Annotated in this window: 23 protein-coding genes; 16 read left to right on the top strand and 7 right to left on the bottom strand. The window is 65.1% G+C overall.

Features of this window, described 5'->3' with window-relative positions:
- Positions 1–67 precede the first annotated feature (67 nt).
- The gene (locus tag RX329_RS02350) at positions 68–1,363 is read right to left on the bottom strand and encodes a Spy/CpxP family protein refolding chaperone (RefSeq protein WP_085384020.1); all 1,296 of its coding nucleotides are present in this window, start codon (positions 1,361–1,363) and stop codon (positions 68–70) included.
- 138 nt (positions 1,364–1,501) lie between these two features.
- Positions 1,502–2,518, bottom strand: a complete 1,017-nt coding sequence (locus RX329_RS02345) for a LysM peptidoglycan-binding domain-containing protein (RefSeq protein ID WP_085358495.1) — start codon at positions 2,516–2,518, stop codon at positions 1,502–1,504.
- A 186-nt stretch (positions 2,519–2,704) separates the two neighbouring features.
- Between RX329_RS02345 and RX329_RS02340 the strand changes: the two genes are divergently transcribed.
- From RX329_RS02340 to RX329_RS02295, 10 genes are all read left to right on the top strand, one after another.
- Positions 2,705–3,391, top strand: coding sequence for a hypothetical protein (locus RX329_RS02340; RefSeq protein WP_026233205.1), 687 nt, complete (start codon positions 2,705–2,707; stop codon positions 3,389–3,391).
- Positions 3,392–3,528: 137 nt separating this feature from the next.
- Positions 3,529–6,192, top strand: a complete 2,664-nt coding sequence (locus RX329_RS02335; RefSeq protein WP_085384019.1) for an EAL domain-containing protein — start codon at positions 3,529–3,531, stop codon at positions 6,190–6,192.
- A 212-nt stretch (positions 6,193–6,404) separates the two neighbouring features.
- Entirely contained in the window at positions 6,405–7,364 is a 960-nt protein-coding gene (locus RX329_RS02330; RefSeq protein WP_162496292.1) for a helix-turn-helix domain-containing protein, read from the top strand.
- Between the two features lie 98 nt (positions 7,365–7,462).
- On the top strand, positions 7,463–7,750 hold the full coding sequence (locus RX329_RS02325; RefSeq protein ID WP_085358489.1) for a hypothetical protein: 288 nt from the start codon (positions 7,463–7,465) through the stop codon (positions 7,748–7,750).
- A gap of 103 nt (positions 7,751–7,853) precedes the next feature.
- On the top strand, positions 7,854–9,059 hold the full coding sequence (locus RX329_RS02320) for an NAD(P)/FAD-dependent oxidoreductase (RefSeq protein ID WP_018456606.1): 1,206 nt from the start codon (positions 7,854–7,856) through the stop codon (positions 9,057–9,059).
- Positions 9,060–9,136: 77 nt separating this feature from the next.
- Complete coding sequence (locus RX329_RS02315) at positions 9,137–9,934, top strand: acetoacetate decarboxylase (RefSeq protein WP_018456607.1); 798 nt, start codon at positions 9,137–9,139, stop codon at positions 9,932–9,934.
- Between the two features lie 32 nt (positions 9,935–9,966).
- On the top strand, positions 9,967–11,139 hold the full coding sequence (locus RX329_RS02310) for a patatin-like phospholipase family protein (protein WP_085358487.1): 1,173 nt from the start codon (positions 9,967–9,969) through the stop codon (positions 11,137–11,139).
- Between the two features lie 34 nt (positions 11,140–11,173).
- Positions 11,174–11,956 (top strand): 3-hydroxybutyrate dehydrogenase, encoded by a 783-nt coding sequence (locus tag RX329_RS02305; RefSeq protein ID WP_085358485.1) that lies wholly within the window; start codon positions 11,174–11,176, stop codon positions 11,954–11,956.
- A gap of 128 nt (positions 11,957–12,084) precedes the next feature.
- The gene (locus RX329_RS02300; protein ID WP_018456610.1) at positions 12,085–13,002 is read left to right on the top strand and encodes an MBL fold metallo-hydrolase; all 918 of its coding nucleotides are present in this window, start codon (positions 12,085–12,087) and stop codon (positions 13,000–13,002) included.
- A 202-nt stretch (positions 13,003–13,204) separates the two neighbouring features.
- Complete coding sequence (locus tag RX329_RS02295) at positions 13,205–13,564, top strand: hypothetical protein (RefSeq protein ID WP_018456611.1); 360 nt, start codon at positions 13,205–13,207, stop codon at positions 13,562–13,564.
- 67 nt (positions 13,565–13,631) lie between these two features.
- On the opposite strand, the gene RX329_RS02290 is transcribed toward RX329_RS02295, so the two are convergent.
- Positions 13,632–13,754: a hypothetical protein gene (locus RX329_RS02290; RefSeq protein WP_018456612.1), complete on the bottom strand. Its 123-nt coding sequence runs from the start codon at positions 13,752–13,754 to the stop codon at positions 13,632–13,634.
- 95 nt (positions 13,755–13,849) lie between these two features.
- Entirely contained in the window at positions 13,850–14,026 is a 177-nt protein-coding gene (locus tag RX329_RS02285; RefSeq protein WP_157642977.1) for a hypothetical protein, read from the bottom strand.
- 138 nt (positions 14,027–14,164) lie between these two features.
- On the opposite strand from RX329_RS02285, the gene RX329_RS02280 reads away from it, so the two are divergent.
- The 3 genes from RX329_RS02280 (at position 14,165) to RX329_RS02270 (ending at position 16,711) form a co-directional block, all read left to right on the top strand.
- A complete protein-coding gene (locus RX329_RS02280; RefSeq protein WP_256465316.1) occupies positions 14,165–14,296 on the top strand; it encodes a hypothetical protein in 132 nt (43 codons plus the stop codon).
- A 120-nt stretch (positions 14,297–14,416) separates the two neighbouring features.
- The gene (locus tag RX329_RS02275; RefSeq protein WP_026233209.1) at positions 14,417–15,541 is read left to right on the top strand and encodes a lactonase family protein; all 1,125 of its coding nucleotides are present in this window, start codon (positions 14,417–14,419) and stop codon (positions 15,539–15,541) included.
- 282 nt (positions 15,542–15,823) lie between these two features.
- Positions 15,824–16,711 (top strand): efflux RND transporter periplasmic adaptor subunit, encoded by an 888-nt coding sequence (locus tag RX329_RS02270; RefSeq protein WP_026233210.1) that lies wholly within the window; start codon positions 15,824–15,826, stop codon positions 16,709–16,711.
- A 165-nt stretch (positions 16,712–16,876) separates the two neighbouring features.
- Here RX329_RS02270 and RX329_RS02265 read toward each other — a convergent pair whose 3' ends face one another.
- Positions 16,877–17,725: a caspase domain-containing protein gene (locus tag RX329_RS02265; RefSeq protein ID WP_018456617.1), complete on the bottom strand. Its 849-nt coding sequence runs from the start codon at positions 17,723–17,725 to the stop codon at positions 16,877–16,879.
- Between the two features lie 424 nt (positions 17,726–18,149).
- Here RX329_RS02265 and RX329_RS02260 point away from each other — a divergent pair, with 424 nt between their 5' ends.
- The 3 genes from RX329_RS02260 to RX329_RS02250 all read left to right on the top strand — a co-directional run bounded on the left by RX329_RS02260 (position 18,150) and on the right by RX329_RS02250 (position 22,126).
- Positions 18,150–19,877, top strand: a complete 1,728-nt coding sequence (locus RX329_RS02260) for a hypothetical protein (RefSeq protein WP_085358483.1) — start codon at positions 18,150–18,152, stop codon at positions 19,875–19,877.
- A gap of 213 nt (positions 19,878–20,090) precedes the next feature.
- Entirely contained in the window at positions 20,091–20,831 is a 741-nt protein-coding gene (locus RX329_RS02255; RefSeq protein ID WP_026233211.1) for a thermonuclease family protein, read from the top strand.
- Positions 20,832–20,938: 107 nt separating this feature from the next.
- Positions 20,939–22,126, top strand: coding sequence for a pyridoxal-phosphate-dependent aminotransferase family protein (locus RX329_RS02250; protein WP_085348867.1), 1,188 nt, complete (start codon positions 20,939–20,941; stop codon positions 22,124–22,126).
- A gap of 104 nt (positions 22,127–22,230) precedes the next feature.
- Here the strand turns inward: RX329_RS02250 and RX329_RS02245 are convergent, their stop codons facing one another.
- A complete protein-coding gene (locus tag RX329_RS02245) occupies positions 22,231–23,343 on the bottom strand; it encodes a hypothetical protein (RefSeq protein ID WP_085348866.1) in 1,113 nt (370 codons plus the stop codon).
- Complete coding sequence (locus RX329_RS02240) at positions 23,343–24,779, bottom strand: MBOAT family O-acyltransferase (protein ID WP_085348865.1); 1,437 nt, start codon at positions 24,777–24,779, stop codon at positions 23,343–23,345. Before RX329_RS02240 ends, RX329_RS02245 begins: the two co-directional genes overlap by 1 nt.
- Between the last annotated feature and the right edge of the window lie 72 nt (positions 24,780–24,851).

Genomic DNA, 24,851 nt, shown 5'->3' with positions numbered 1-24,851 from the left:
AGTAGCAGGGGCCTGCAAGATCAATGACTTACGCGGGCACGGAATTGGCTAGAAGCGGTGCGGTTGATCACACCCCGCGCTTCGGCCCGATCGCCTCGAAGCCGGCCTTCTGCTCGTCGCTTAAGTCAGCTTCGAAATCGTCGAGCGCGTCACTGACGCCGTTCACCGCTTGCAGCATCGTCTGCAGCCGCGCCTTCACGGCGGTGAGGCGTGCCTGTGGTGTCGGTGCGGCCGGTGACGGACAGGCGCTGAGCGTTTCCATGGTGCGCAGTGTGGTGTCCTGGAGCACGTCGAGGCGGGCGCGGGCGGTGTCGTCGAGCTTGAGCGTGGAGGCGATCTCGGCCGCGGGCCATTGCTGCTGCACGAGCTGCTCGTATTGGCGCTGCAGCTTCTCATCGTAGCGGGGATCGCTGTCCGCCTGGCAGGCCGATGCCGCCTGGGGATTCTTTTGCTGGATCGCTGCAAGCGCGGCGCGGCGCTCCTTGGCCAGGCCGTCGAGCTTGGCCTTCTGATTGTCGTCGAGGATATCGACGAACTTTGCCAACGCAGGTGCGACGGCGTCCGTTCCCTTGATCATGGCCTCGATGCGCTCGCGCATCAGGCCGAGGCGCTCGATGGCCGTCGCGGGGACCTGCGTCGGACAGGCGGCGCGGATGGTGTCGCGCGCGGATGCCCACGCGGTGGCGAGCTCGTCGAGCGCTGTGCGCTGCAATTCATTCGGCTGCACGGCAGCGGCGATGCGATCGACCGGCAGGCCGCCGGTGTCGCTGGCATCGCAGACAGTCTCTGCGGTCGGGAGCCGCCGTCCGCGCCGGCCATGCGGCGCGGTGTAGGCCGCAAGCTCGGTGGCCGCATAGGGCGCGAAGATCGCGGCATAGATGTCGCCATAGCCGTAGAGCGAGAGGCTGGTCGTATCGCCGAGCATGATCGCGGTGGTGAGATCGTCATACGCGAATGGCCAGAACACCGGGCCGACCCAGCCGTAGCTGCCGTCGGGATGTCGCCACCAGCCCTGCGGACGACGGCCGCCACGCCAGCCCGACAGCGCAGCTTGCGCGGTCATCGCCGCACGGAGCACGTATGGATTGGCAGGCTGGCCGCGCTCTGTGCCGCGAGGATCTTGCGACCGCAGCGCCGCGGAGCGGTATCGGCTGCCCCGCACCGCCATGCGGGCATGGCGCAAGCGAGACATGCCGATCATGTGGCCGACGGCGAAGCGCGCAACCCCGAGCGGGCCGCCGCGGAAGCCGAACTGCGCCTCGGCGCGATTTGGCAACAGCACCGCCAGAATCACGAGGGTTGCGCCTGTTAGCGCGAGCCCCAGCCTGGCTCGCAATTTTGGCCCCAAGCGTGATCTCGACATGACCACTGGCCTGTCCACCTTGGCCCTCCTCCGGTGCCAAGCGCACATCGCGTCGCATCACCATGACGCGCGAGGGAACCAAATGTTCCGGAAGCGCACAGGGCAAAGCGCCGCAACGCGCGGCAGCGCGATGCGGTGTCACTCCGCCTTTTGCGGCAGCACGAAGGTTTGGCCGGGATAGATCAGATTGGGATTGTGGATCTTGGCGCGGTTGGCGTTGTAGATCACGGCAAAGCGGGCGCCGTTGCCGTAAGCGAGCCGGCTGAGCGCCCACAGGCTGTCGCCGCGGGAGATCACCCGGCTGCCGCCTGTTTCCGCCGCTGCTCCGCTGACGGCGTCCGCCGGCGAGGCCGATGCAACGGTCGTGGCCGCGGGCGCCCGCGCCATGACCCCCGATCCGCCCTTCGGTTTCGGTGCGCCCATCAATCTCGGCCGGGCCGCGGGCCTGTCCGACACCGATGCCACGACATCCGACTTGTCGTCGGGCTTCTCGGCCTTCGCCTCTTGTTTCGCCTCTTGCCGCGCGACCGGTGCAGGGCGAGCGGGCGGCGGTGCGGCTTCGGCGATCACGACCGGCATGCTGCGGCCGGATTGCGTGACGGTGCCGTCAGGCGATTTCGCCCGCAAGGTCAGCTCGTAGGAACCGGCGGGAAGCTGCGGCGGCGTCATCACGAATTGGCCCGACGCATCCGCCACGACTGTGTCGATCGGCTTGCCGTCGCGCAGCAGCTCGACCTTGGCACCCGGCGTCGCCCGACCCGCGATCACCGCCGCCTCGCCGTGATCGTCGACGCGTGCAACGTCGAAGCGGGGGCCGGTATCCGCAATCGCCGGCGGCGGCTTGACCGGTGCAAGATCGGCAAGCGCGGCCGTGACCTGCTTTTGCGTCTCGGCCAGCGCACCCGCCTTCGTTTCAGCGGGGGACGCGGCCGGCACCGGCGGCGCGCTTGCGGCTAGCTTGGGCTCTTCCGGCTTGAGTTCCGGCTTGGGTTCGACCTTCTGTTCGACCTTGGCCTCCGGCTTGGCGGCGACCACGGAATCGGTCTTGGCCCCGATCGGCAGCAGGCGACGCAGCTCGGTGGGGCCGATCACCAGCACGGTGCCGCCCACCGCGAGCAGACAGAATGCAATGAAGGCCTTGGTCGCGGTCACCATCGGAAACGAACCTTGATCAGGAAGAACCTAGCAAATCAATCGAGCCGGCAAGGTGCGCCGTTTTGGCCACGGCAGCAAGACGGTCGATGGGATGATGCGCCGGCACGCCGGGATGAACCGGCGCACCCCCGCCGGCGTCAAATGATCGAGGCCGCATCGCGGCATTTTTCTTGAGGAATTTTTTCCGTGACCGCATTTTGCCGTCCCGCACAATGGCTGGTGGTTGCCCTCATCCTGGCCGCAACTCCGGCGCTCGCCGCTTCCGGCCCGCCGTCTGGCTTCGCTCTCACTGACGATGCCGATCTAGCCTTCACCTCGCCCGACAAAGCCACCAAGATCGAGCAGTACATGAAGGACAGCGGAGATTTCGACGTCAAATGGCAGGCCTGGGCGAGGCGTGGCGACCAGATGACGGAGCTGAAGCCCGAGCAGGGCTACGGCGCCGGCTTCCGCTTCACCCCCGACTCGCAATGGCTCGTGCGGATGCAGAAGACCGGCTCCGGCGAGCAGGACCTCTATCTCTACCATGTCGACAAAGGCGCCTTCGTCAGCGTGACGAAGACCTCGTTCAGCGATCTGGCCTGGGCCTATTTCCACAGCCGGCCGGACACGGGGAAGATGAAGCTCGACTACCACATCTCGGCCAATCTCGTGAAAGGCACCGAAGAGGCCTATCGCGGGCTTGGCGTGCACTGGCCGGACAACCGTTACCTTGTGATCTCGGGCGAAATGGACAAGCACCCGAAGAACGTCGCCGTGAAGGGATTGGCCGACTGGCGCTGCCGCTATGATCTCAAGACCGGGACCTTCGACGTGCCGGCGATGTTCGCCAAGACCAATGCGGAAGCGTTGCGATGGGAAATCCGACGCTGAGGGAACCATGGCCCCGCATCTTCAGACAAGCGATGGAACCAACCCTCTGATTCCATTCCGATTCATGTTTTCCTAACCCTCACTGGTAACGTGGTCTTGTCGGTTTTGCCGCATCTTGCATCCCACGGGAGGGCTGCATGGGCACATCGATCCGATGGAGCGCGCGCATGCGCGCGTTGCTGCGCCGTTGGCGCGGCGCGCCGCTGACATGGCTGATCGCAGGGGGCTTCGTGCTGATGGCCGCAATGGCGATCGGCACCGCGCTCACCGTCGACCGCTTCCGGCAGAATGCGATCGAAAGCGGCCGCGACAGCGTGGAGAGCGCGGTCCGGTTGCTCGCGCGCCATTTCGACCGCGAGTTCGAGGACTTCGCGGTGCTGCAGAAGAGCATCATCGCCGAGCTCGAAAGCCATGGTATCGACTCCGCCGACGTCTTCCGCAGCGAGATGGGCACGCTCGCTGTGCACGAGGCGCTGCGCGCCAAAGCCAGCGGCTGGTCGGACGTCGCCGGCGCCAACGTGTTCGACGCCAAGGGCGTGCTGATCAACTCGTCGCGGCGCTGGCCGGTCGCCGATGTTTCAGTTGCCGACCGCGGCTATTTCAATCGCCTCAAGAACGATCCGGCGTCGCAGGAAGAGATCGAGGTCGTGCCGGGACGGTTGGGCAGCGGACCGGCGATCGTGTTCGCGCGCCGCGTCTCCGGTCCCCACGGCGAATTCCTTGGGCTGGTCTCGCGCGCGATCACGCCCGACCAGCTCGAATCCTTCTTCGCCTCGAGCGGGCTCGGCGAGGATTCCTCGATCGCGATGCACCACCAGAACGGCCAGCTGCTGGCGCGCATTCCGCATGTGGAGGCGATGATCGGGCAGAATTTCCGCAACGGCACGCGCGAGCAGATGGCGGTGTTCGAGCGCACCTTCGTCACGACCCAGCTCGCAAGCCCGATCGACGGCAAGGATCGCATCGTCGCCGCACGCCTCCTGACCGGCGAGCCGCTGGTGGTGGTTGCGACCAAGTCGCTGGATGCGACGCTGGCAACATGGCACACGCAGACCAAATTCTTCGTGACCGTCGCCGTGCTGTCGATCGGCCTGCTCGTGCTGACGCTTTATTCCATCTTCCGCCAGATGACGCGCCGGCTCGCCGTGGAGAAGCAGCAGCTCGACACCGCGATGAACACGATGACGCAGGGCTTGCTGATGTTCGACCAGGACCAGCGGCTGATCGTCTGCAACCGCCGCTACATCGAGATGTACGGGCTGTCGGCCGAATTGGTGAAGCCCGGCGCGTATTTCCGCGACGTGATTCAGCATCGCCATGACACCGGCTCGTTCGACGGCGACGTCGATTCCTATTGCGACGGCATTCTGGGCAGCGTCGGCCAGACCCACAGCGCGATAGTCGAGACCTCCGATGGCCGCCTGATCGAGATCAAGAACCAGCCCGGCGCCGGTGGCGGCTGGCTCGCGACCCATGACGACGTCACCGAGCGCATCCGCGCCGACGAGCGCATCGCGCATATGGCGCATTACGACGCCCTCACCGACCTGCCCAACCGCGTGCTGATGCGCGGCCATCTGGAGCGGCGCGTCGCCGAGCTTGCCCAGGGCAAGCCGTTCGCGATCCTCTATATCGACGTCGACGAGTTCAAGGGCGTCAACGATTCGCTGGGCCACGAGGTCGGCGACGAGCTGCTGCGCCAGGTCGCGAACCGCCTGCGCGCCTGCGTCAGCGGCAGCGACATGGTCGCACGGCTGGGCGGCGACGAATTCGCCATCGTCAAGGCCGGCAGCCGCGACGAGGCCGAACTGACCGCCCTCGCCGAGCAGATCCTGAAGGCGCTGCGCGCCCCCGTGGACTGCAACGGCCAGGAAATCCCGACCGATGCCAGCATCGGCATCGCGATCGCCCCCGACCACGGCGACAATCTCGACGATCTGCTCAAGCGCGCCGATCTCGCGATGTATGCGGCGAAATCCGAGGGCCGCCGCACGTTCCGTATCTTCGCGCCCGAACACGACGCCAAGGCGCGGCTGCGCCGCCAGCTCGAGTTCGATCTGCGGCAGGCGCTGGCCCGCGGCGAGTTCGAGGTGCACTACCAGCCGCTGGTCGATCTCGCGGCCAATGTCGTCACCGGCTGCGAAGCGCTGCTGCGCTGGCACCATCCGGAACGCGGCATGGTCTCGCCCGCCGACTTCATCCCGGTTGCGGAAGAGACCGGATTGATCGGCGAGATCGGCGAATGGGTGCTGAGGCAGGCCTGCCTCGAGGCGGCCTCCTGGCCCGGCGACATCCACATCGCGGTCAACGTCTCACCGGTGCAGTTCCGCTCGCGGACGCTGGCGCTGAAGGTCGCAGCCGCACTCGCCGAGTCGGGTCTCGCGCCCGGACGGCTCGAGCTCGAGATCACCGAGACGGTCCTGATCCGCGACGACCAGGAGGCGCTGACGATCCTGCAGCAGCTGCGCGAGCTCGGCGTGCGCATCGCGCTCGACGATTTCGGCACTGGTTATTCGTCGCTGAGCTATTTGCATCGTTTCCCGTTCGACAAGATCAAGATCGACCGCAGCTTCATCAGCGACATCGGTCAGTCGGAAGATTCCTCGCCGATCGTGCAGGCGGTGGTGCACATGGCCGCCGCCCGTCACATGGCGACGACCGCGGAAGGCGTCGAGACCGAAGCGCAGCGCGCGGTGCTGCTCCAGCTCGGATGCAGCCAGATGCAGGGCTGGCTGTTCAGCCCGGCCGTGCCGGCCGCGAAACTGAAGCAGCTGTTGTCGGCGCAGGCGGCCGCGGCCTAGCGGCGCACTGCCGCACGCTTTGTCATCAACATCTCTGTCCACTCCCGCCCGCCGTGCGTTCGCGAAAGCGCCGGCCGGCTTGGAGCAGGATCGGACAAAACATGGCGGGTTCAGGAAATACGCCCGGCAGCCACGGCGCCTAGAACACGCGCCGTTCCGTACAAATACGGACGACTGATCGAAAGCCCGAGCTGATCAGCAGGAGCCACATCATGACCGGGAACACTGCACTCATGCGCAATCCCTCGCACAAGGGCTTGCCGCCCGCACCCGACGTACAGCCTGACGATCGCTCGACGTCCGAGCGGCGCGCCGCCGACGCGGAGATGGCGCGCGTGCTCAGAACCGAGCCGTTTCGCATGGCCTTGGACTCCTCCGGCGCGGGGATCGCGCATTGGAAACATGATGCGCTGCACGACGTCGTCGAGCCCATGCGCCACCACGTGATCATGGCGCATAAAGGCGTGATGCAGCGCATGGAGCGGCGCTCGGGAAAATCGATCGCGATCGGCACGTTTCGTCCGGGGGTCGTGAACATCGTTCCGGAAGGGTCGAGCTCCCGATGGGACATTCCGAAGCCCGTCGACGTCGTGCAGCTTTACCTTCCCGACGCAACGCTGCAGCGCGTCGCTGGCGAGGCCGGGACCGCCGGGACCGCCGAATTGATTGAGCGAACGGCGCATCCCGACACCATCACGTCCCGACTGCTCCTGAGCGCCGCGGATTCGCTGGGGGGCCATGGCGTCCTTGATGCGCTGTTCCGGCATCAGCTCACGGATCTTCTGGCCACGCGCCTTTTGGCTGCGCATGCAGGCTCGCCAACCACGTTCCAGCCGACCATGGGCGGGCTGGCGCCGAAGGTCCTGCTCCGTGCGATCGAACGATTGCGCTGCGATAGCGAAGCGGATGTCTCGCTCGATGCGCTGGCGTCCGATGCCGGACTGTCGCGCTTCCATTTCTGCCGGTCCTTCAAGGAGAGCACCGGGCTATCGCCGCATGCCTGGCTGCGTCAGCACCGGCTCGAGCAGGCCATGAACATCTTGCGGGAGAGCGACGAATCGATCGTCTCGGTCGCCGCGGCGCTTGGTTACTCCTCGCAAACGGCCTTCGCCGCAGCATTCAAGAAGCTGACGGGCGAGACGCCGAGCGATTGGCGCAGGCGTATGCGTTAGCAGCAATCTCTCGACAGCGACGGCAATCGCGCTGGGGCAACGGCAAATCGGGTCAGCTACATCATCTCCATGTCCAGACCAATCGAGGGAGACCAAAGATGACCTGGAAAAACTTCGTCAGCCGACGGCTGATTGCCTCACGCCGCCGAAGCCTCGCGACCGCAACCCTGTACGGACTCTCGCTGGCCGTTCGCTTCACGTCGGCGACGGGCGAGGAAGTGGAAATTCCGGCTTACACCATGCACCCGGCACAACCGCCCGTTTCCATCATAATCCGAAATGGCGCCGGCCTTCCCTATCAGGACTGGAGTCGAAGTGAGCTTCAGCCCGTCGTCTTAGGTTACGGCCGGCCGCCGAATCTGCAGGCACGCTGCATCGCGCCCTGAGGCCAGCGATCCAACCCACCCCACGCGCCGACGCCGGACGCTGTTCTCAACGCAGCAGCGCGGTCGCGCGCGGTCTTTCGAACAGCAACCAAGGAGAAAACCCATGCGACTCGTCATCATCGGGGCCGGCTTCGCCGGCATGTACGCCGCGCTTTCCGCAGCCCGGCTGCGCGACATCCGGGGCGCCTCGCCGCAAGATCTGCAGATCGCGCTCGTTTCACCGGAGCCGACGCTGGTGGTCCGTCCGCGGCTCTACGAGTCGAAGCCGGAAACCGTGACGGCCCCGCTGGTCGACGTCCTCGAGGCGATCGACGTCGACTACATCCAGGGCAGCGCCGAGACGATCAACACCGAGGCCAGAACGGTGCAGATCACGCCCGCGAAGGGCCCGCGAAAGACGCTGTCCTACGACCGCCTCGTCGTGACCACCGGCAGCCGGCTATTCCGTCCGAACATTCCGGGCCTCGCCGAGCACGGCTTCAGCGTCGATTCGCTCGACGATGCCGTAGCGCTCGACAAGCATCTGCATGGCCTCGCGGAGCGGCCCGCCGCGAACGGACGCGACACGGTCGTCGTCGCTGGCGGCGGCTTCACCGGGATCGAGGCGGCCACCGAAATGCCGACGCGGCTGCGCGAAATCCTGGGCCCCGATGCCAAGACTCGCGTCGTCATCGTCGATCGCAACACTGCGATCGCACCCGACATGGGTGCAGGCGCCCGCCCCGTCATCGAGGAAGCCTTGCGCAAGGTTGGCGTAGAGACACGGCTCGGCGCCGGCGTCGCCGCGCTTGACGACACCGGCGTCACCTTGTCCAGCGGTGAGCACATTGAAACCGAGACGGTGATTTGGGCGGCGGGCATTCGTGCAGCGCCGCTGACCGCGCAGATTCCCGCCGAGCGCGACAATTTCGGACGGTTGCTGGTCGATCGCTGCTTGCAGGTGCCAAGCGTGCAGGGTGTCTTCGCGGCCGGCGACGCGGCACGCGCCGCCTGCGACGACGAGGGCAATTACGCACTGATGTCGTGCCAGCACGCCACGCGGATGGGCGCCTTTGCCGGCAACAATGCCGCGGCCGAATTGCTCGGCGTTCCGACCAGGCCCTACCACCAGAAGGCCTACGTCACCTGCCTCGACCTCGGCGAAGCCGGCGCGCTGTTCACACGCGGCTGGGAGCGCAAGGTCGAGCTGGTCGGCGATGTCGCCAAGAAGACCAAGCGTGAGATCAACACCGTCTGGATCTATCCGCCGAAGGCGGAGCGCGCCCTGGCGCTCGCGTCGGCCGATCCGGAACGCGTGACCGAAGTCTAGACGCCTCACGTGATGATGGCCGCGCTCCCGCGGGGCGCGCGGCCCGCCACAGCACCGACCATTCAGGAACCCACAGCATGAACCAGCAGATCCGCAACGTCGCCTTCGCGATGCCGCTGACGAATCCGGCTTTCCCGCCCGGCCCGTATCGCTTCATCAACCGCGAATATTTCATCATCCAGTACCGGACCGACCCGGAGGCGTTGCGCCGGATCGTGCCGGAGCCGCTGGAGCTGACCGAGCCTGTGGTGAATTACGAATTCATTCGCATGCCTGATTCCACCGGCTTCGGAGACTACACGGAAAGCGGCCAGATCATCCCGGTGTCGTTCCGCGGCCAGACCGGCAGCTTCGTCCACCAGATGTTCCTCAACGATCATCCGCCGATCGCCGGCGGCCGCGAGCTGTGGGGCTTTCCCAAGAAGCTGGCCCAGCCGAAGCTGGCCGTCGAGACCGATACCCTGGTCGGCACGCTCGACTACGGCTCGGTGCGCATCGCCACCGGCACCATGGGCTACAAGCATCGCGCCCTCGATCTTTCCACCGAAGCACGAAAGCTCATCGCTCCCAATTTTCTGTTGAAGATCATTCCGCATGTCGACGGCACCGCGCGCATTTGCGAACTGGTGCGCTTCCATCTCGAGGACGTGACGGTGAAGGGCGCATGGACGGGGCCCGCCGCGCTCGATCTCTTCTCCCACGCGCTCGCACCGGTCGCCGAGCTGCCGGTTCTTCAGGTGCTCTCGGCCAAGCATATCGTTGCCGATCTGACGCTCGGATTAGGCACCGTGGTGCACGACTATCTGGAGCGGTCCGCGGCGGCGCGATCGCGTGGAGCCGGATCTGAAATCCTGACCGAAACACACGCGGGCTGACCGAACAGGTCGCATTGCAAGGAGTAGTCACCATGTTCAACGTGACACGCGAACAAATCGATTCCGCACGACCGATCAATCCGCTGCCCTACGATGTCGTTGCGCTGGTGCTGCAGGGCGGCGGCGCGCTCGGGGCCTACCAGGCCGGCGTCTACGAAGGCTTGCACGAGGCCGGGATCCGGCCGAACTGGCTGGCCGGCATCTCGATCGGCGCGCTCAACGCCGCGATCATCGCGGGCTCCCCGGAAGACGAGCGCGTGGCACGGCTGCGCGAGTTCTGGGAGACGATCTGCGCAACCCCGGTGGAATGGCCTGCCGGCGAGGGACTGGCCGGTGCGCTACCGTTCGCGTTCGACTTCAACTCCCTGCACAACACGCTTGCCGCAATGCGCGCGCTGTTCCAAGGCCAGCCCGGCTTCTTCAGGCCGCGCTTCCCCTCGCCCCTGTGGTCGCCCTTCTCGGGCGACGCGTCGACCAGCTTCTATGACACGGCGCCGTTGCAACGGACGCTGGAACAGCTCGTCGATTTCGACCGGCTGAACTCGGGCGAAGTGCGTGTCAGCGTCGGCGCGGTCAACGTCCGCACCGGCAATCTCACCTATTTCGACACAGCCGAGCGGCGGCTCGGTCCGAAACACTTCATGGCTTCGGGCGCGCTGCCGCCCGGATTTCCCGCCGTCGAAATCGACTCCGAGCACTACTGGGATGGTGGCGTGGTCTCCAACACGCCTCTCTCTCGCGTCCTGTCGGGCGATGGGAAAGACACGCTGACGTTCCAGATCGATCTCTGGTCGGCGCGGGGCCGCGTGCCGCACGACATGATGGAGGTGTCGAGCCGGCAGAAGGACATTCAGTATTCCAGTCGTACCCGCGCCGTCACCGACCAGGCGCTACGGATGCAGGAGATGCGGCAGGCGCTGCAGCGGACGATCGACAGATTGCCGGACGCCGCAAGAAACGATCCCGAAATGCGCGCCATCGCCGAGCTCGCCCGTCACCGCTCCCACAACATCATCCACCTGATCTACCAGTCCAAGCTCCACGAAGGTCACTCCAAGGATTACGAGTTCGGACCGAAAGCGATGCGCGCGCACTGGCAAAGTGGACGGGACGACATCCGCCGCACGTTGGCCGACGGACGGCGCCTCGAGCCGCCGCCTTCCGAACTCGGCATCGTCACCCACGACATTCACCGCCGCGATTGACGTCGCCGGCAACCATCATCGAAAGGAGTTTTTCATGTTGAAAGGCAAAGTAGCGATCGTCACCGGATCGACCAGCGGCATTGGCCTCGGGATCGCAAGAGAACTGGCCAGGCTCGGCGCCGATATCGTCCTGAACGGTTTTGGAGATCCGGGGGAGATCGAGAAGATCCGCAGCGGCATCGAACGCGAGGACGGCGTCCGCGTCGCGTATGACGGCGCCGACATGTCTGATGGTGAGGCCGTGCGCGGAATGATCGCGGCAACCATCGAGAACTTCGGACGGCTCGACATCCTCGTCAACAATGCCGGCATCCAGTTCACCGCACCGGTCGAGGCGTTTCCGCCCGCCAAGTGGAAGGCCATTCTCGACATCAATCTGTCGGCCGCGTTTCACGGCATCGCTTCGGCCGTGCCTCAGATGAAAAAGCAGCGATGGGGTCGCATCGTCAACATCGCTTCCACGCATGGTCTCGTCGCATCCACCCACAAGGCAGCCTATGTCGCGGCCAAGCATGGCCTCCTCGGCCTCACCAAGGTGGTAGGCCTCGAAACCGCCGGCAGCGGCGTCACTTGCAACGCGGTCTGTCCCGGCTGGGTGCGCACGCCGCTCGTGGAGAAACAGATTAGCGACATCGCGGCGGAGAAAGGCATCAGCCAGAAGCAAGCGGCCGAAGAGCTTCTCTCCGAAAAACAGCCATCGCTGGACTTCGCCTCCCCTAAGCAGATCGGTGGCACCGTCGCCTTCTTGTGCTCGGCCGCGGCCGACCAGATCACGGGGACGACGATCTCCGTCGATGGCGGCTGGACCGCGCAATGAGCGCGTGACGAGCCTCTAACTCACCAAGCGATGACGGCCGCGCTCTCGCTGGCGGCGCGGCCTGCTCAACCAGGACCGGCCAGAGTCAACACCAACCAAGTGCCTCAACCTTGAAACAGGAGACCAACATGAATCTGCACAACACCTCATATCCCGTGTCATCGGGACCTGAAGAGCTCGTTCCGTCGCGCTACGCACTGAAGATCGGCGAGATCGACGTGCTGGTGGTCAGCGACGGCGTGCTGCCGCTGCCGACCAAGATGCTCGCGCACAACGCCGACCCGGCGGTGCGGGCGACCTGGCTGCACGACATGTTCCTGCCGCAGGACGCTTTCGACTGGGCGCTGAACGCCGTCATGGTTCGCAGCGGCGGCAAGACCATCCTCATCGACGCCGGACTGGGTTCGGATCCGAACCTGAACTTGCCGCGCGCCGGGCAGTTGATCAGGCGACTGGCGGCCGCCGGCATCGATCTTTCGGCGGTGACCGATCTGGTGCTGACTCATCTGCACATGGACCACATTGGCGGCCTGCTGGTCGAGGGGGTGAAGCAGCAGCTGCGCAAGGACCTGCGGATCCACGTCGCGGCCGCCGAGGTCAAGTTCTGGGAAAAGCCGGATTTCTCCCGCACTGCCATGCCGGAAGGCTTTCCGGACGCGCTTCGATCGACCGCCAAGCATTTCCTGAAGGAGTACGGCAGTCAGCTGAGGCTGTTCGATGACGAGCACGAGATTGCACCTGGCGTCATCGCCCGTCGCACCGGCGGTCACACCCCCGGACATAGCGTGGTTCGCATGGCGTCCGGCGATGATGCGCTGACATTCGCCGGCGACGCCGTGTTTGCCGTCGGGTTCGAGCAACCCGACTGGTTTAACGGGTTCGAACACGACCCCGAGGAGGCCGCGCGCGTTCGCATCCGTCTGTTGCGACAGCTTGCCGAGACCGGGGAAATGCTGGTGGCCACGCACCTGCCGTTCCCGTCCGTGGGCCGGGTGGCAGCCGACGGCGACGCCTTCCGTTGGGTGCCGGTGTTCTGGGACTACTGACCGCTTGCCGGGTTGGAGCTGAAGCAGGGCGCGGACTCGACAAGTCCGCGCCCTTGAAAATAGGATCAAACATCGACCCTCGCGGTTATCGCCCCGCTGAGACGGCTGGAACCGGTCGGCGGCGCCAGCCAGCATTGCGTCGCGTGCAGCGCAGGCGGCTCCTCGTCTGCGTTCGTGCGCGCGCGAGATCGAGCGAGGCGACATGGCGATCGCGGCATTCAGGATGATCACTCTCGTGGCGGTTGCCGCCATGATCGGCCCATCCGTGCAGGCCCGCGACGACGGTCGCTACGCGAACTCGCCCCTCAAGGGCTGGTTCGAGAGCCTGCGCAGCAAGGGCGGCGGTCCCTGCTGTGCCGATGCCGATGGCACGGCGCTGGACGATGTCGACTGGGACACCAGCAACGGACATTATCGCGTGAGACTCCTGGGCGACTGGATCGAGGTGCCCGACGACGCCGTGATCACCGAGCCAAACCGCGTCGGCCGCACCATGGTCTGGCCGTATTACGTCAACGGCCGCGCCATGATCCGCTGCTTCATGCCCGGCAGCATGATTTGAGGTCTCAACCTTCGTCCCGTCTCGGCGCAGCATGCGATGATGCGCCGTCAAACCGGCCGGCGCGGGCTCACTTGACCTGCTTGGCCGCGTGGATCTCGACGAACTCGGAGTCGGGATGGGCGACGATGGTGGCGAACATGATGCCGCTGATGATGAGCGACCAGGCGGTGTCCCAATAAATCCAAAACACGTGCCAGCCTCCGTTTCGATCTGCTCCGCCGCGGGATCAGGGTAACGGCAAGACGAGGCTGCCGTTCCCGGTGCGAGTGCAGCGCGGGCGAGATGCTATTTTGGTTTGGTCGGCGCGGAGTTGGGATCGGTTTGGCCGGTGTGGCGCTTTGCCACGACGTCCTCATCGCGCTCGCCCTGACGCGGGCGCGGCGGCGACTTGGGCTGGCCGGCCTGACCGCCATGCTTGCCGCCCATGTCGGGCTTACCTTCGAGATCGTTTTCACGGGGCATGCCGGTTCAATGCGCTCGCGCGGCATTGGTTCGGTTCGCCTGTGAACGAGTTCATAGGATCGCCGCGATTTGCAGTGCACGATCGCCAGGCCCGCTCCCCGGGAGCATTCTCTTCATATGACTGACGGATTCGGCCTGATGCGGAAACGACTCGTCGCCTGGACGATCCTGACCTGCGCGCTGCTCGCGGTCACCGTGTGGACCGTGCTCGGGCCGCCCCACACCCGGCCCGGGCTCCATCTGCCCTCGCGCACAGCGGCCATACGGTAGACCTCCACCGATACCATTTCGGCATCGATCGATCCCCATTGGAGTTTGGCGCGGCGGGGCGGCTGCCGCTATCCTCGCCGGCAAAACGACAAATGCCGCACCGGCATCCAGGAGGACCCCATGTTGAGATCGACCCGACGCATCAGATCCGGCGTACCCCGCGCCGCGATCGCCACCACGCTTGCTTTCCTCACTCTCATTTCTGGAGTCCGCGCCGGCATGGCCGAGACGTTCGCCTATGTCGGCAATGCCGACAGTAACGACATCAGCGTGTTCAAGATGGCCGAGAGCGGCGAGATGACGCCCGTGCAGACGGCCGGCTTCACCGGCGTCGAAAAGCCCGGCTCCTCGACGCCGCTCGCGATCACGCCCGACCATCGCGTGCTGATCGCCGGTGTCCGCTCGCAGCCGTTTCTCGCGGTGAGCTTTGCGATCGATCCGAAGACCGGCCAGCTCAGCCATATCGGCAACGGCCCGCTCGCCGACAGCATGGCCTACATCGCCATCGACCGCGGCGGCAAATTCCTGTTCAGCGCCTCCTATGGCGGCAACAAGGTCGCGCTGAATCCGCTGCTCGCCAACGGCGTCGCAGGCGAACCGAAGCAGGTGATCCCGACCGGGCTGAACGCGCACGCCTTCCTGCCCTCGCCCGACAACCGCTTCGCGTTCGCGACCAATCTCGGCTCCGACCAGATCCTGGCCTTCACGTTCGATGCCACGACCGGCACGCTCACGCCGAGCGATCCGCCGGCCCACAAGGTGCCGGAGAAATCGGGACCCCGGCATTTCGTGTTCCACCCCAACGGCAAGTTCGTCTATCTCCTGCACGAGCTAAACGGCGACGTCGCGGCGTTCGCCTATGAGGCCAAGGGCGGCGCATGGGACGAGATCCAGCGCACCAGCGCGCTGCCCGAAGGATTTACCGGAAAGCCCTGGGCAGCCGACATCCAAATCACCCCCGACGGCCGTTTCCTCTACGCCTCCGAGCGCACCACCAGCACGCTCACCGCCTACAAGGTCGATGCAACCACCGGCAAGCTGACCACCATCGGCAGCGTGCCGACCGAGAAGCAGCCACGCGGCTTCCATATCGATCCCGGCGGGCGCTACCTTGCCGCCGTGGGCGAGCTCTCCGACAGCATGACGGTCTATGCCATCGACCAGAGCAGCGGGGTGCTGACCAAGCTGAAATCCTACGCCACCGGCAAGAAGCCGAACTGGGTGGAGTTTTTGAGCCTGCCGTGAGCGGGCGCTGGTACCTCCTCGTCGTCATGGCCGGGCTTGTCCCGGCCATCCACGCCTAGCTACGCGGCACAAAGAACGTGGATGCCCGGACAAGCCCGGGCATGACGCGTTTGTTGGGCGGCCGACGAACCTCTTTGCTTGTGCGGCGACTAATTCAACGGGCGGCATCGCGCCGCCCGTGCTGCTGCGGCATTCTGATCCGGCCGGCCCTGACGTGCCCTTGGCTCGCAGCGATCGCTTCTGCTAACGATGAGGCCGTCAAGGCCCCAACCGGAATGACCCATGCGATCATTGCCTGCGCGTTCTGTTTCCAGACATCTCGTTGCGCTCGCCGGACTGCTGTTGCTGTCGGCCCAGCCCGCTGCCGCCGCCGATGACGACGCGCCCAAGGGGCCGGCGGTCACGGTGCTGAAGGTCGCAAAATCCTGTTTCTCCGACATCGTCGAGGGCACCGGCACCATCATCGCGCGCGAGGCAAGCTCGGTGCGGCCGGAGCGGCCCGGCCTGAAGGTGACAGAGGTGCTGGCGGAAGCCGGCGACACCACCACCGCAGGCCAGGTGCTGGCGCGGCTGGCACTGCCCGAGGGCGGCACGCTTCAGGTCACCGCCCCCGTGGCAGGCGTGATCGCGACGTCGACCGCGCAGATCGGCAACCTCGCCTCCGCCAAGGGCGAGGCGCTGTTCACGATCGTGGCGCGCAGCGAGTACGATCTCGTCGCCCTCGTCGCGACCAGCGATATGCGCAAGCTCGCGGTCAACCAGGTGGCGACCGTGCGCATCGCCGGCGCCGGCGATATCGACGGCAAGGTGCGCCGCATCGGCCCGACGGTCGAGCCGAACATCCAGCAGGGCATGGTCTATATCGGCATCTCCTCGCAGAAGCGGCTGTTGCTGAATGCGAGCGGGCGCGCACTGATCAAGTCGGGCCAGAGCTGCAACGTCGCGGTGCCGCTGACCTCGGTGCAGTATTCCTCCGCGGGCACCGTCGTGCAGGTGATCCGCCGCAACCGCGTCGAGACCAAGCGCGTCGAGGTCGGACTGATGTCGGGCGGCAATATCGAGATTCGCGACGGCCTCAACGAGGGCGATATCGTCGTCGCCCGCGCCGGCGCGCTGCTGCGCGAAGGAGATCCGGTGCGCACGGTGATGGCCACGGAAGCGGCGAAGTAGGATTGCTCGTGTCCCGGACGCGCTGCAGCGTGTGACGCTGCCGCGCAGAGCCGGACCCATCTCTCGTCCAAGCGATAAGCTTAAAAACTAGGCCCCGGCTCTGCGTCGCATCATTGCATGATGCGCCGCGTCCGGGGCACGAGACTTCGCAGAACCTAAGAAAAACTAGCCGCCGGCTTCGCCGAAATGGACGTCCTCGAGCAGCGAGGAGGAGACGGTCGGGACCTGGTCGCCTTCGCTGGCGCGGGAGATGGCAAGGCGGGTCTTGTTGAAGACGCTCTCGGCGCTGCCCTGCGTATTGAGGTTGTTGAGGAACTCGCTGACCAGCACGCTGTGCTCGCCCTTGCCGTCGTCGACGACCTTGCCCGGCGAAGCCGAGGAGAGGATCAGCGCATTGTCCGTCGCGCTGATCGGCGCGAGGCCGTGGCTGTAGGAGCGGAAGCGGCGCTCATAGGGATTGCGGCGGGAGGCGTCGACCACGACGAGCTTGGCCTTGGCGCCCTGCTCCTTCATCATGTCGAGCACGCCCTCGATGGAGACGCCGTGACGGCGGACGTCGCTTTCCTTCCAGATCACGGCATCGACCGGCAGCATGTAGCTCTCGCGGCCGGCCTGCACTCCGTAGCCGCCGAAGAACAGCATGACGACGGTGTCGGGCTTGATCCGGGACTTCAGGCGATTGACGGCGCGGACCATGTCGTCCTTGGTCGCGTCTTCCACCATGTCGACGTCAAAACCGTTCTTGCGCAGCGACGAGGACAGCGCGCGGGCGTCATTGATCGACTGCGTCAGCGGCGCGCTGGCGTCGGGGTAATGTCCATTGCCGATGACGAGGGCGAGACGCGAGGCTTGGCCGATCGAGCCGGTGACCTGGTCGGTCGAGACGGCCTTGGCGGCATCGAGCGCCCGCATATTGAGGGCAGCATGGGCGCCGATCACGAGCGAGACCGTGCCGATGAGGGCTGCGGCCACCGCGATCGTGCGTCGGGAAATGTCGAGCTGCGTTACATTCATCTCGCGTCATTCCTGTCAGTGCCAAAGACCAGCCAAACACGCGCACACTGTTTGAGTAGCGCGATAGCGTCTTTGGGTTTGAGGGATTGGCCGGGGGTGTGCCCCCGAATTGCGCGCAATTTGCGGCGCCGCACCAAACAAAGCCTTAACCGGATATCGCCTCCCCCGCAATAGATCGCCGAAAATTTGAGCTAAGTCTCTGGAAACATGAGCTAATTTTTACTGCCCAATGTGTGATTTTTTTGCGTCCCCGTAGCCTTCCGGAGCCTGATTATGCAGGCTTCGTGCCGGCTTTTTCTGTGACCCTCATCACATTTGTATTTCCTGCGAATCCGGGTAGCTTTTCAACGACTTGCAGGGGGTGGCGCGCGGCTGGGAGCGCGCCGGCCGGCCCCCCGGCCAATTCCCGCGACCAGGTTATTTCATGAGCTTTCAATATTTTGCCGGCGCCGCCTGCCGGGCGCTGACGGCGCGGAAGGACGGCCCCTCGCTTTACGACGTCTGCGATCCCGTACTGTCTGTTGCGGCCAGCGGCGATCCGCATCTGCCTAAGTTCTACAAGACCGCGCTCGGCAATCCCGCATTGCGGGTGCTGCTCCGCCGGGCCGGGCTGCCCGAGCTGCGCGACGAAGGCAAACTGGCCCGGCTGCGCCAGGCCCTAGTGCGCGCCCGCGACGAGGCCGAGCCCAATTGGGCGGCGGTCGGCCAGCCCGTCGCCGATCTCGTCGACAGCATCGCGCTGGATCATCCCAAGCCGCCGCCGGCCATGTTCACCGGCGCCATGCCGCAACAATCGCAGATCGACGGCGTGATCCGCGACTGCGCGCAGCATCTGCTGGGCTCGTACCGCAAAAATGGCTTTCTGCCGACCTACGCCGCGTTCAACCTGATCGGCGATCCCGATTTCCGCGGCCGAGAGCTGACCATGGCGCTCACGGGTCTCAACGCGCGCGGCTACAAGAACTCCTCGCTGCTGTTCAACCTCGCCCGTGTCTTCATCGCGCGATCTCCGGCGCGCGCAGTCGTCAATCCGCCCTGGCGAGGGGTTGCCGAACCGATGTGGGAGCCGGTGCAGATCCGCCACCGCTCGGCCTATTACGACGCGTTCTTCATCGAGGCGCTGTTGAGCTACGTTGAGACCGGTCTCGCCTCGCTCTCCGACAAGATGGCGGCGGAGCGCGCGGTTGCCGATATGGTCGATTTCTGCGTCAACATCAGCCGCGAAGAGGTCGAGGGCATCGACGGGGCGCGGTTCAACGTCATCACCGCGCTCGCGCCGGCACCGCATCCGCGCTTCTCACGCTACTTCGCCCAGATCAAGCAGGACCTCGGCTTCGGCGTCTACGTGCCGGATTGCGACACCACGGCGTGCTCGATCTCCGCGGCGACGCAGGCCGGCTGCACCGATCCGATCCTCGACCAGCCGCTGCTGGATTTCTATGCCGGCTATCAGGTGCGCGCCGGCGTCAACGAGCCGCGCGTGACCGTGCCGATCAACGACAATATCGATTACGAGGGCGGGGTTGCGACCTGGATCGACAATCTCAAGGGCGAGCGGCCCTATGGCAATGATCTCGATCCGACGCTCAATCTCGACATTCTCGAGGTCAGCTTTCGCAACCTCGCGCGCTGGAAAGTATTGGAGACGCCGGCGCGGCTCGCCACCGTGCATCGCATCCTCGGCTTCCAGAAGCGGCTGGCGGCGAGCGGCGCCTTCGCCAATCCGCGCTCGCATATCTACTATTTGCCTGAGCTTTACAGCGCCTATTTCGGTCGCTGCTATGCTGCCTTCCTGGCGCTGCCGCTGGCGGCGCAGGCGATCATCGATCCCGACGGCGATTTCGATTTCATCCGCCACCGCGTGCTCTCCTACGTCAAGGGCGAGTTGATGGCCGCCGAAATGAACGTGTTCGACGCAGCGCTCGCCCTGATCGCGCTCGGCCATCTCGGCGCCGACCCGCGCGCCTTTGCGCCGGCGCTGAACGTGATCGTCGCGAGCGTCGGCGAAGGCGGCCGCCGCGGCCCGTTCCGCGCCTATGAGTGGAACAAGATGAAGACGCCGACGCGGATCCTGGTGGGCGGTCCGGAGGTCACGTCGGCGTTCGTGCTGATGGCGCTGGCGGTGGCCAAGCGGGCGATGGCGCGGGGATGAGGTCGCGCAGGGTGGGTTAGCGAAGCGTAACCCACCACTTCTGCCGCCGTGGAGACGAAAGAGGTGGGTTACGCCTTCGGCTAACCCACCCTACTAAACTTCGCCCGATGACAGGAAGTTGAAAGCCCAATTGCCAGGCATATGCTGGCCGAGCGGACAAAAGCCGACCACAATTGCGAGGTCTATCGCAGTTTTCATCACACGCGGGCCGGCATGTTGCGAAAACCCCTGATTGCGCTGTCATTGCTTGGCTTCTCCTTGTCCGGCTTGCCATCGCCGGCGCGGGCCGCCGACATCACCGGCACAGCGAAGGTCCGCGCCGGCGACGCGGTGGTGATCGGCAACACTCGGATCAGGCTCGGCGGCATCGACGCCCCCGCGGTCGACCAGCTCTGCCTCAACAACAAGGGCGAGCGCTGGACCTGCGGCATAGCGGCCCGCGACGAGCTCGCCAAATACGCCGACGGCAAGACCTGGGTCTGCCATGCGCGGTCGATCGACCGGCGCGGCCGCACCGTGGCGCGCTGCGACGTCGGCGGCGAGGATATCCAGAAATGGCTGGTGCGCGCAGGCTGGGCGCTGGCCTACACCCGCGTCTCGCGCGACTACGAAGCCGATGATGCCGCCGCGCGGGAGGCAAAAGCCGGCATGTGGCAAGGCGCCTTCATCGCGCCCTGGGACTGGCGCGAGCGCAACAAGAAGACCACCATCCTCGGCGCCACCAAGCCGCCCGATGGCGCACATGCGATCCTGCTCGCTTCGGCTTCGGGCCCGGTCGCGCCCTCGCCGGACTGCACCATCAAGGGCAACGTCAACAGCGCCGGCGAGTGCATCTATCACCGGCCGACCAGCCGCTGGTATGCGCAGATCAAGATGAAGATCAGCAAGGGCACGCGCTGGTTCTGCTCGGTGGAGGAAGCCGAGGATGCGGGCTGCCGCGAGACTAAGAGATAACCCACGTCAGACCTGCGTTTTCCGGCCTTTTCTTGCACCGCGGCGCCGCGTAAAAGTGTGAATCAGCGACCCACCATCCTATTCTCAGGCAACAAGGACCAACAGCAATGACCGTTCGCGCGGGCCGGGAATTTCTGGCCATCCCCGGGCCCACAAATATGCCCGACGAGGTGCTGCGGGCGATGCATCGTCCGGCGATCGACATCTACTCCAAACAGATGACCGATCTGACCGAGAGCCTGCTCAGTGACATCTCGAAACTGTTTGCCACCAAGGGCAAGTCCTACATCTACATCGCCAACGGTCACGGCGCCTGGGAAGCAGCATTGAGCAACGTGCTGTCGCGCGGCGACAAGGTGCTGGTGCTCGAAAGCGGACGGTTCGCGATCGGCTGGGGCCATGCCGCGGCGCTGATGGGTGCCGAGGTCGAGGTGCTCAAGGGCGACTGGCGACGCGCGGTGCGGCCGCACGAGGTCGAGGAGCGCCTGCGCCGCGACAAGGAGCACACCATCAAGGCCGTCGTCGTCGTCCAGGTCGACACCGCCTCAGGCGTGCAGAACGACATCGAGGCGATCGGCAAGGCGATCAAGGCCAGCGGCCATCCGGCGCTGTACATGGTCGACACTGTGGCCTCGCTCGGCTGCATGCCGTTCGAGATGGACAAATGGGGCATCGACGTCGCGATGTCGGGCTCGCAAAAGGGCCTGATGACGCCGCCTGGCCTCGGCTTCGTCGCGGCCAACGCGCGCGCGCGCGAGGTGCAGAAGACCGCCAACATGAGCACGCCCTATTGGAGCTGGAGCGAGCGCGAGGGCAGCGAGCACTATCGCAAATATGCCGGCACCGCGCCGGTGCATCTGCTGTTCGCGCTGCGCCAGGCCATTGACCTGCTGCACGAGGAAGGACTGGAGAACGCCTTCCGACGTCACAGCCTGCTCGGCGAGGCCGCACGCCGCGCGGTCGGCGCGTGGTCGGAAGGCCAGGTGCTCGGCTTCAACGTCGCCGAAGCCAGCGAACGCTCCAACACCGTGACCACGGTGACCATGAGCAACGGCCACGATCCGGCAATCCTGCAACGCTATTGCAAGGAGAAGTGCGGCGTCGTGCTCGGCACCGGCATCGGCGATCTCTCGGGACAAGCCTTCCGCATCGCCCATATGGGCCACGTCAACGCCCCGATGCTGCTCGGCACGTTGGGGGTGATCGAGGTCGGGCTGAACGCGCTGAAGATCCCGCACGGCAAAGGCGGGCTCGAAGCGGCGGTCGCGTATCTCGGCGAAGAGGTGGCGGTGTAGACGCCTTTTTCCTTCTCTTGTGGGAGCAATCTTGTAGCCCGGGTGAGCGAAGCGACACCCGGGATTCTTGCGCGAGTCCCCGCATGTCGCTTCGCTCATGCGGGCTACGGCAGCGGCGGGAACCGATACGCCGCGACCTGGGCCTTCAGCTCCTCCAATGACGCAAGCGGCGCTTTCGGATCGACCCGATATTCCCCACGCGCCAACCACGACAGCACCTTCGCATCGACGACCGGCGAATGGTGGATGACGTCCCCGTAATTGTCGAAATCGTGCGTCACGTTCTTGATCGCCCTGAAATCGTACAGGCGCACATTGGGAAGCTGCGTCAGGCGCTGCGCCATGACGGCGGTGAGGTCGGTGACGATCTTCAGCGTCGCAGGCGAAGCATCCCGCATCGCGACGAATTGCAGGATCGAATAGGGCGGGAAGTAGATGTCGAAGGTCACGTCCGGATGACGCGCGATCAGGCCGACGGCGTCACGCTCGAAATGCCGGACCATCGCGTCGTAACGATAGCCTTCGCCGAGAAAACGGCTGCGCACGGGATCGGTGATATAGGCGAAAGCCGCGAGCGTCCTTTTCGCATTATAGGCGCGCGCGACGTCGATATCGCGCGGCAACGCATAAATGTCGTCGACGTCTTCAAGCGCAAACTTGACGGGCAGAAAAGGCGCCGCCCGGGTCAGCGGCTCCCGCAGCGGCGGAACCGACCGCAGCAATGCGAACAGGGATTCCTTCGCCATCGCCGCACTGAACAGATAGGACGCGATCCCCTTTGCCGTCCCGCGATAGAGATCGGCAGCGAGATAAGGATCGGTCTCGATGTCGGCAGCATCGACAAAGATAAAATCGTCCATCGCCCAGATCACGCGCTTCGCGCCGCGGTCGATGGCCTGCTCGAGCACAAAGCCCTGCTGACGCGAATTGGAGCCGGTCATCGCCAACTTGAGCGAGTGCACGCCGAGGGCATGGTCGATGTCGCTCTGGCGGAAATGGATCGCGAGCGAGGTACCCATGAAGGCGGTATCGAACGACTGGCTGCGGATCAGTCCGGCATTCTGCACGCGCGTGTCATCGGAATAGAACGGCGCGACGAGACGCGAGGGCCGAAACAGTTGCAGGGGATCGATGACATAGGTGAGCGCAGCCGCGCCCAGCACGCACGCGATGCTCGCAAGGAGAAGACGCCCTGGATATGTGAACGCGCCGCGCATCAGAACCGGAAATAGATGAATTCGCTGTGGCTCTGGATACCCAAAATCCCGAACGCAAGCACCAGCGACGCACCATAGAGGACCAGCGGTCGCATCCGTCCGGACATCAGGCCGTCGCCGACCCTGCGATTGGCGTGGTCGTACCCCATGAGTCCTTGCGTGTTCGGCGCCAGCCACACCAGCGCGGCATAGATCGTGACCATCACCGACGCCGCAATCTCCTCGCGGCCGAACACGATGTTGAAGGGATCGGCCATCGCATTCACAATCCGCATTGCCCAATCGACCCGTTCGGCACGGAAGAAGACCCAGGCGACAACGACGGCGAGGAATGTCAGCACGGCTCCGGCGACACGCGTCGGGTGCGCGAGCCACTTCGGAACATTCGGCACCAGCGCGTTGAAAGCGTGATTGATACAGAGATAGGCGCCATGCAGGGCGCCCCAAATGACAAAAGTCCAGGCCGCGCCATGCCAGAGCCCGCCGAGCAGCATCGTGAGCAGCAAGTTGATGTAGCGCAGCACGCGCCCGCGCCTGTTGCCCCCTAGCGGGATGTAGAGATAGTCGCGCAGGAAGTGCGACAGCGTCATGTGCCAGCGGCGCCAGAACTCGACGATGCTGGTGGCCTTGTAGGGCGAGTTGAAATTGACCGGCAGGAAGATGCCGAACATCAGCGATATCCCGATCGCCATGTCGGAATAGCCGGAAAAGTCGAAATAGAGCTGGAACGTGTAGGCGAGTGCACCGAGCCAGGCCTGATCAAAACTCGGCGCGCGCGCATCGAAGGCGAGCGCGACCAGCGGCTGGATGCCGTCGGCAAGGCAGGTCTTCTTGAACAGGCCGATTGCGAAGATGATGAGGCCGCACAGGATCAGATGCGCATGCGGATGCTTGGTTTCCTCCCGCTCGAATTGCGGGATCATGTCCTTGTGGTGAAGGATTGGCCCCGCGATCAGATGCGGAAAGTAGGTCACGAACAGCGCATAGTGTGGCAGCGCGTAGGCCGCGACCTGCCCGCGCCAGGCGTCAACCAGGAACGCGATCTGGGTGAACGTGTAGAAGGAGATGCCGACCGGCAGCAGGATGTGGACCGCAAAGTGCGTGCCGGCCAGCGCGTTGACGTTCTCGGTGACGAAACCGGCATATTTGAAGATGCCAAGTACGAGAAGATCGCCGGCGACGCCGAGGGCCAGTGCCACCTTTCGTTGCGACGAAGTAAGCTTGGCCACGATGAGGAGGTGGCCTATGCCGTAGTTGAAGGCGATCGATAGCAGCAACAGGGCCACGAACTGCCAGTTGCCAATGGCATAGAAGGTGAGCGAGGCCGCCGCCAGCCAGATCACCGGGGCCAGATTGCTGCGCCGCCCGAGCCAGAAATAGCCAGCCAGCGCGGCCGGCAGGAACAGCAGGATGAACGGGTAGGAATTGAACAACATCAGGCTGGACCGGCGGCAGGACTAAAGACCCGGCCCCTAAAGCATACAAGCGGCCCGTCAACAACCCGGCGA

The organism is Bradyrhizobium sp. BWC-3-1, assembly GCF_032917965.1.
Taxonomy (GTDB): Bacteria; Pseudomonadota; Alphaproteobacteria; order Rhizobiales; family Xanthobacteraceae; genus Bradyrhizobium; species Bradyrhizobium canariense_D.
Note: the sequence above shows the minus strand (reverse complement) of the source record. Positions and strands in the feature narration are given on the sequence as shown.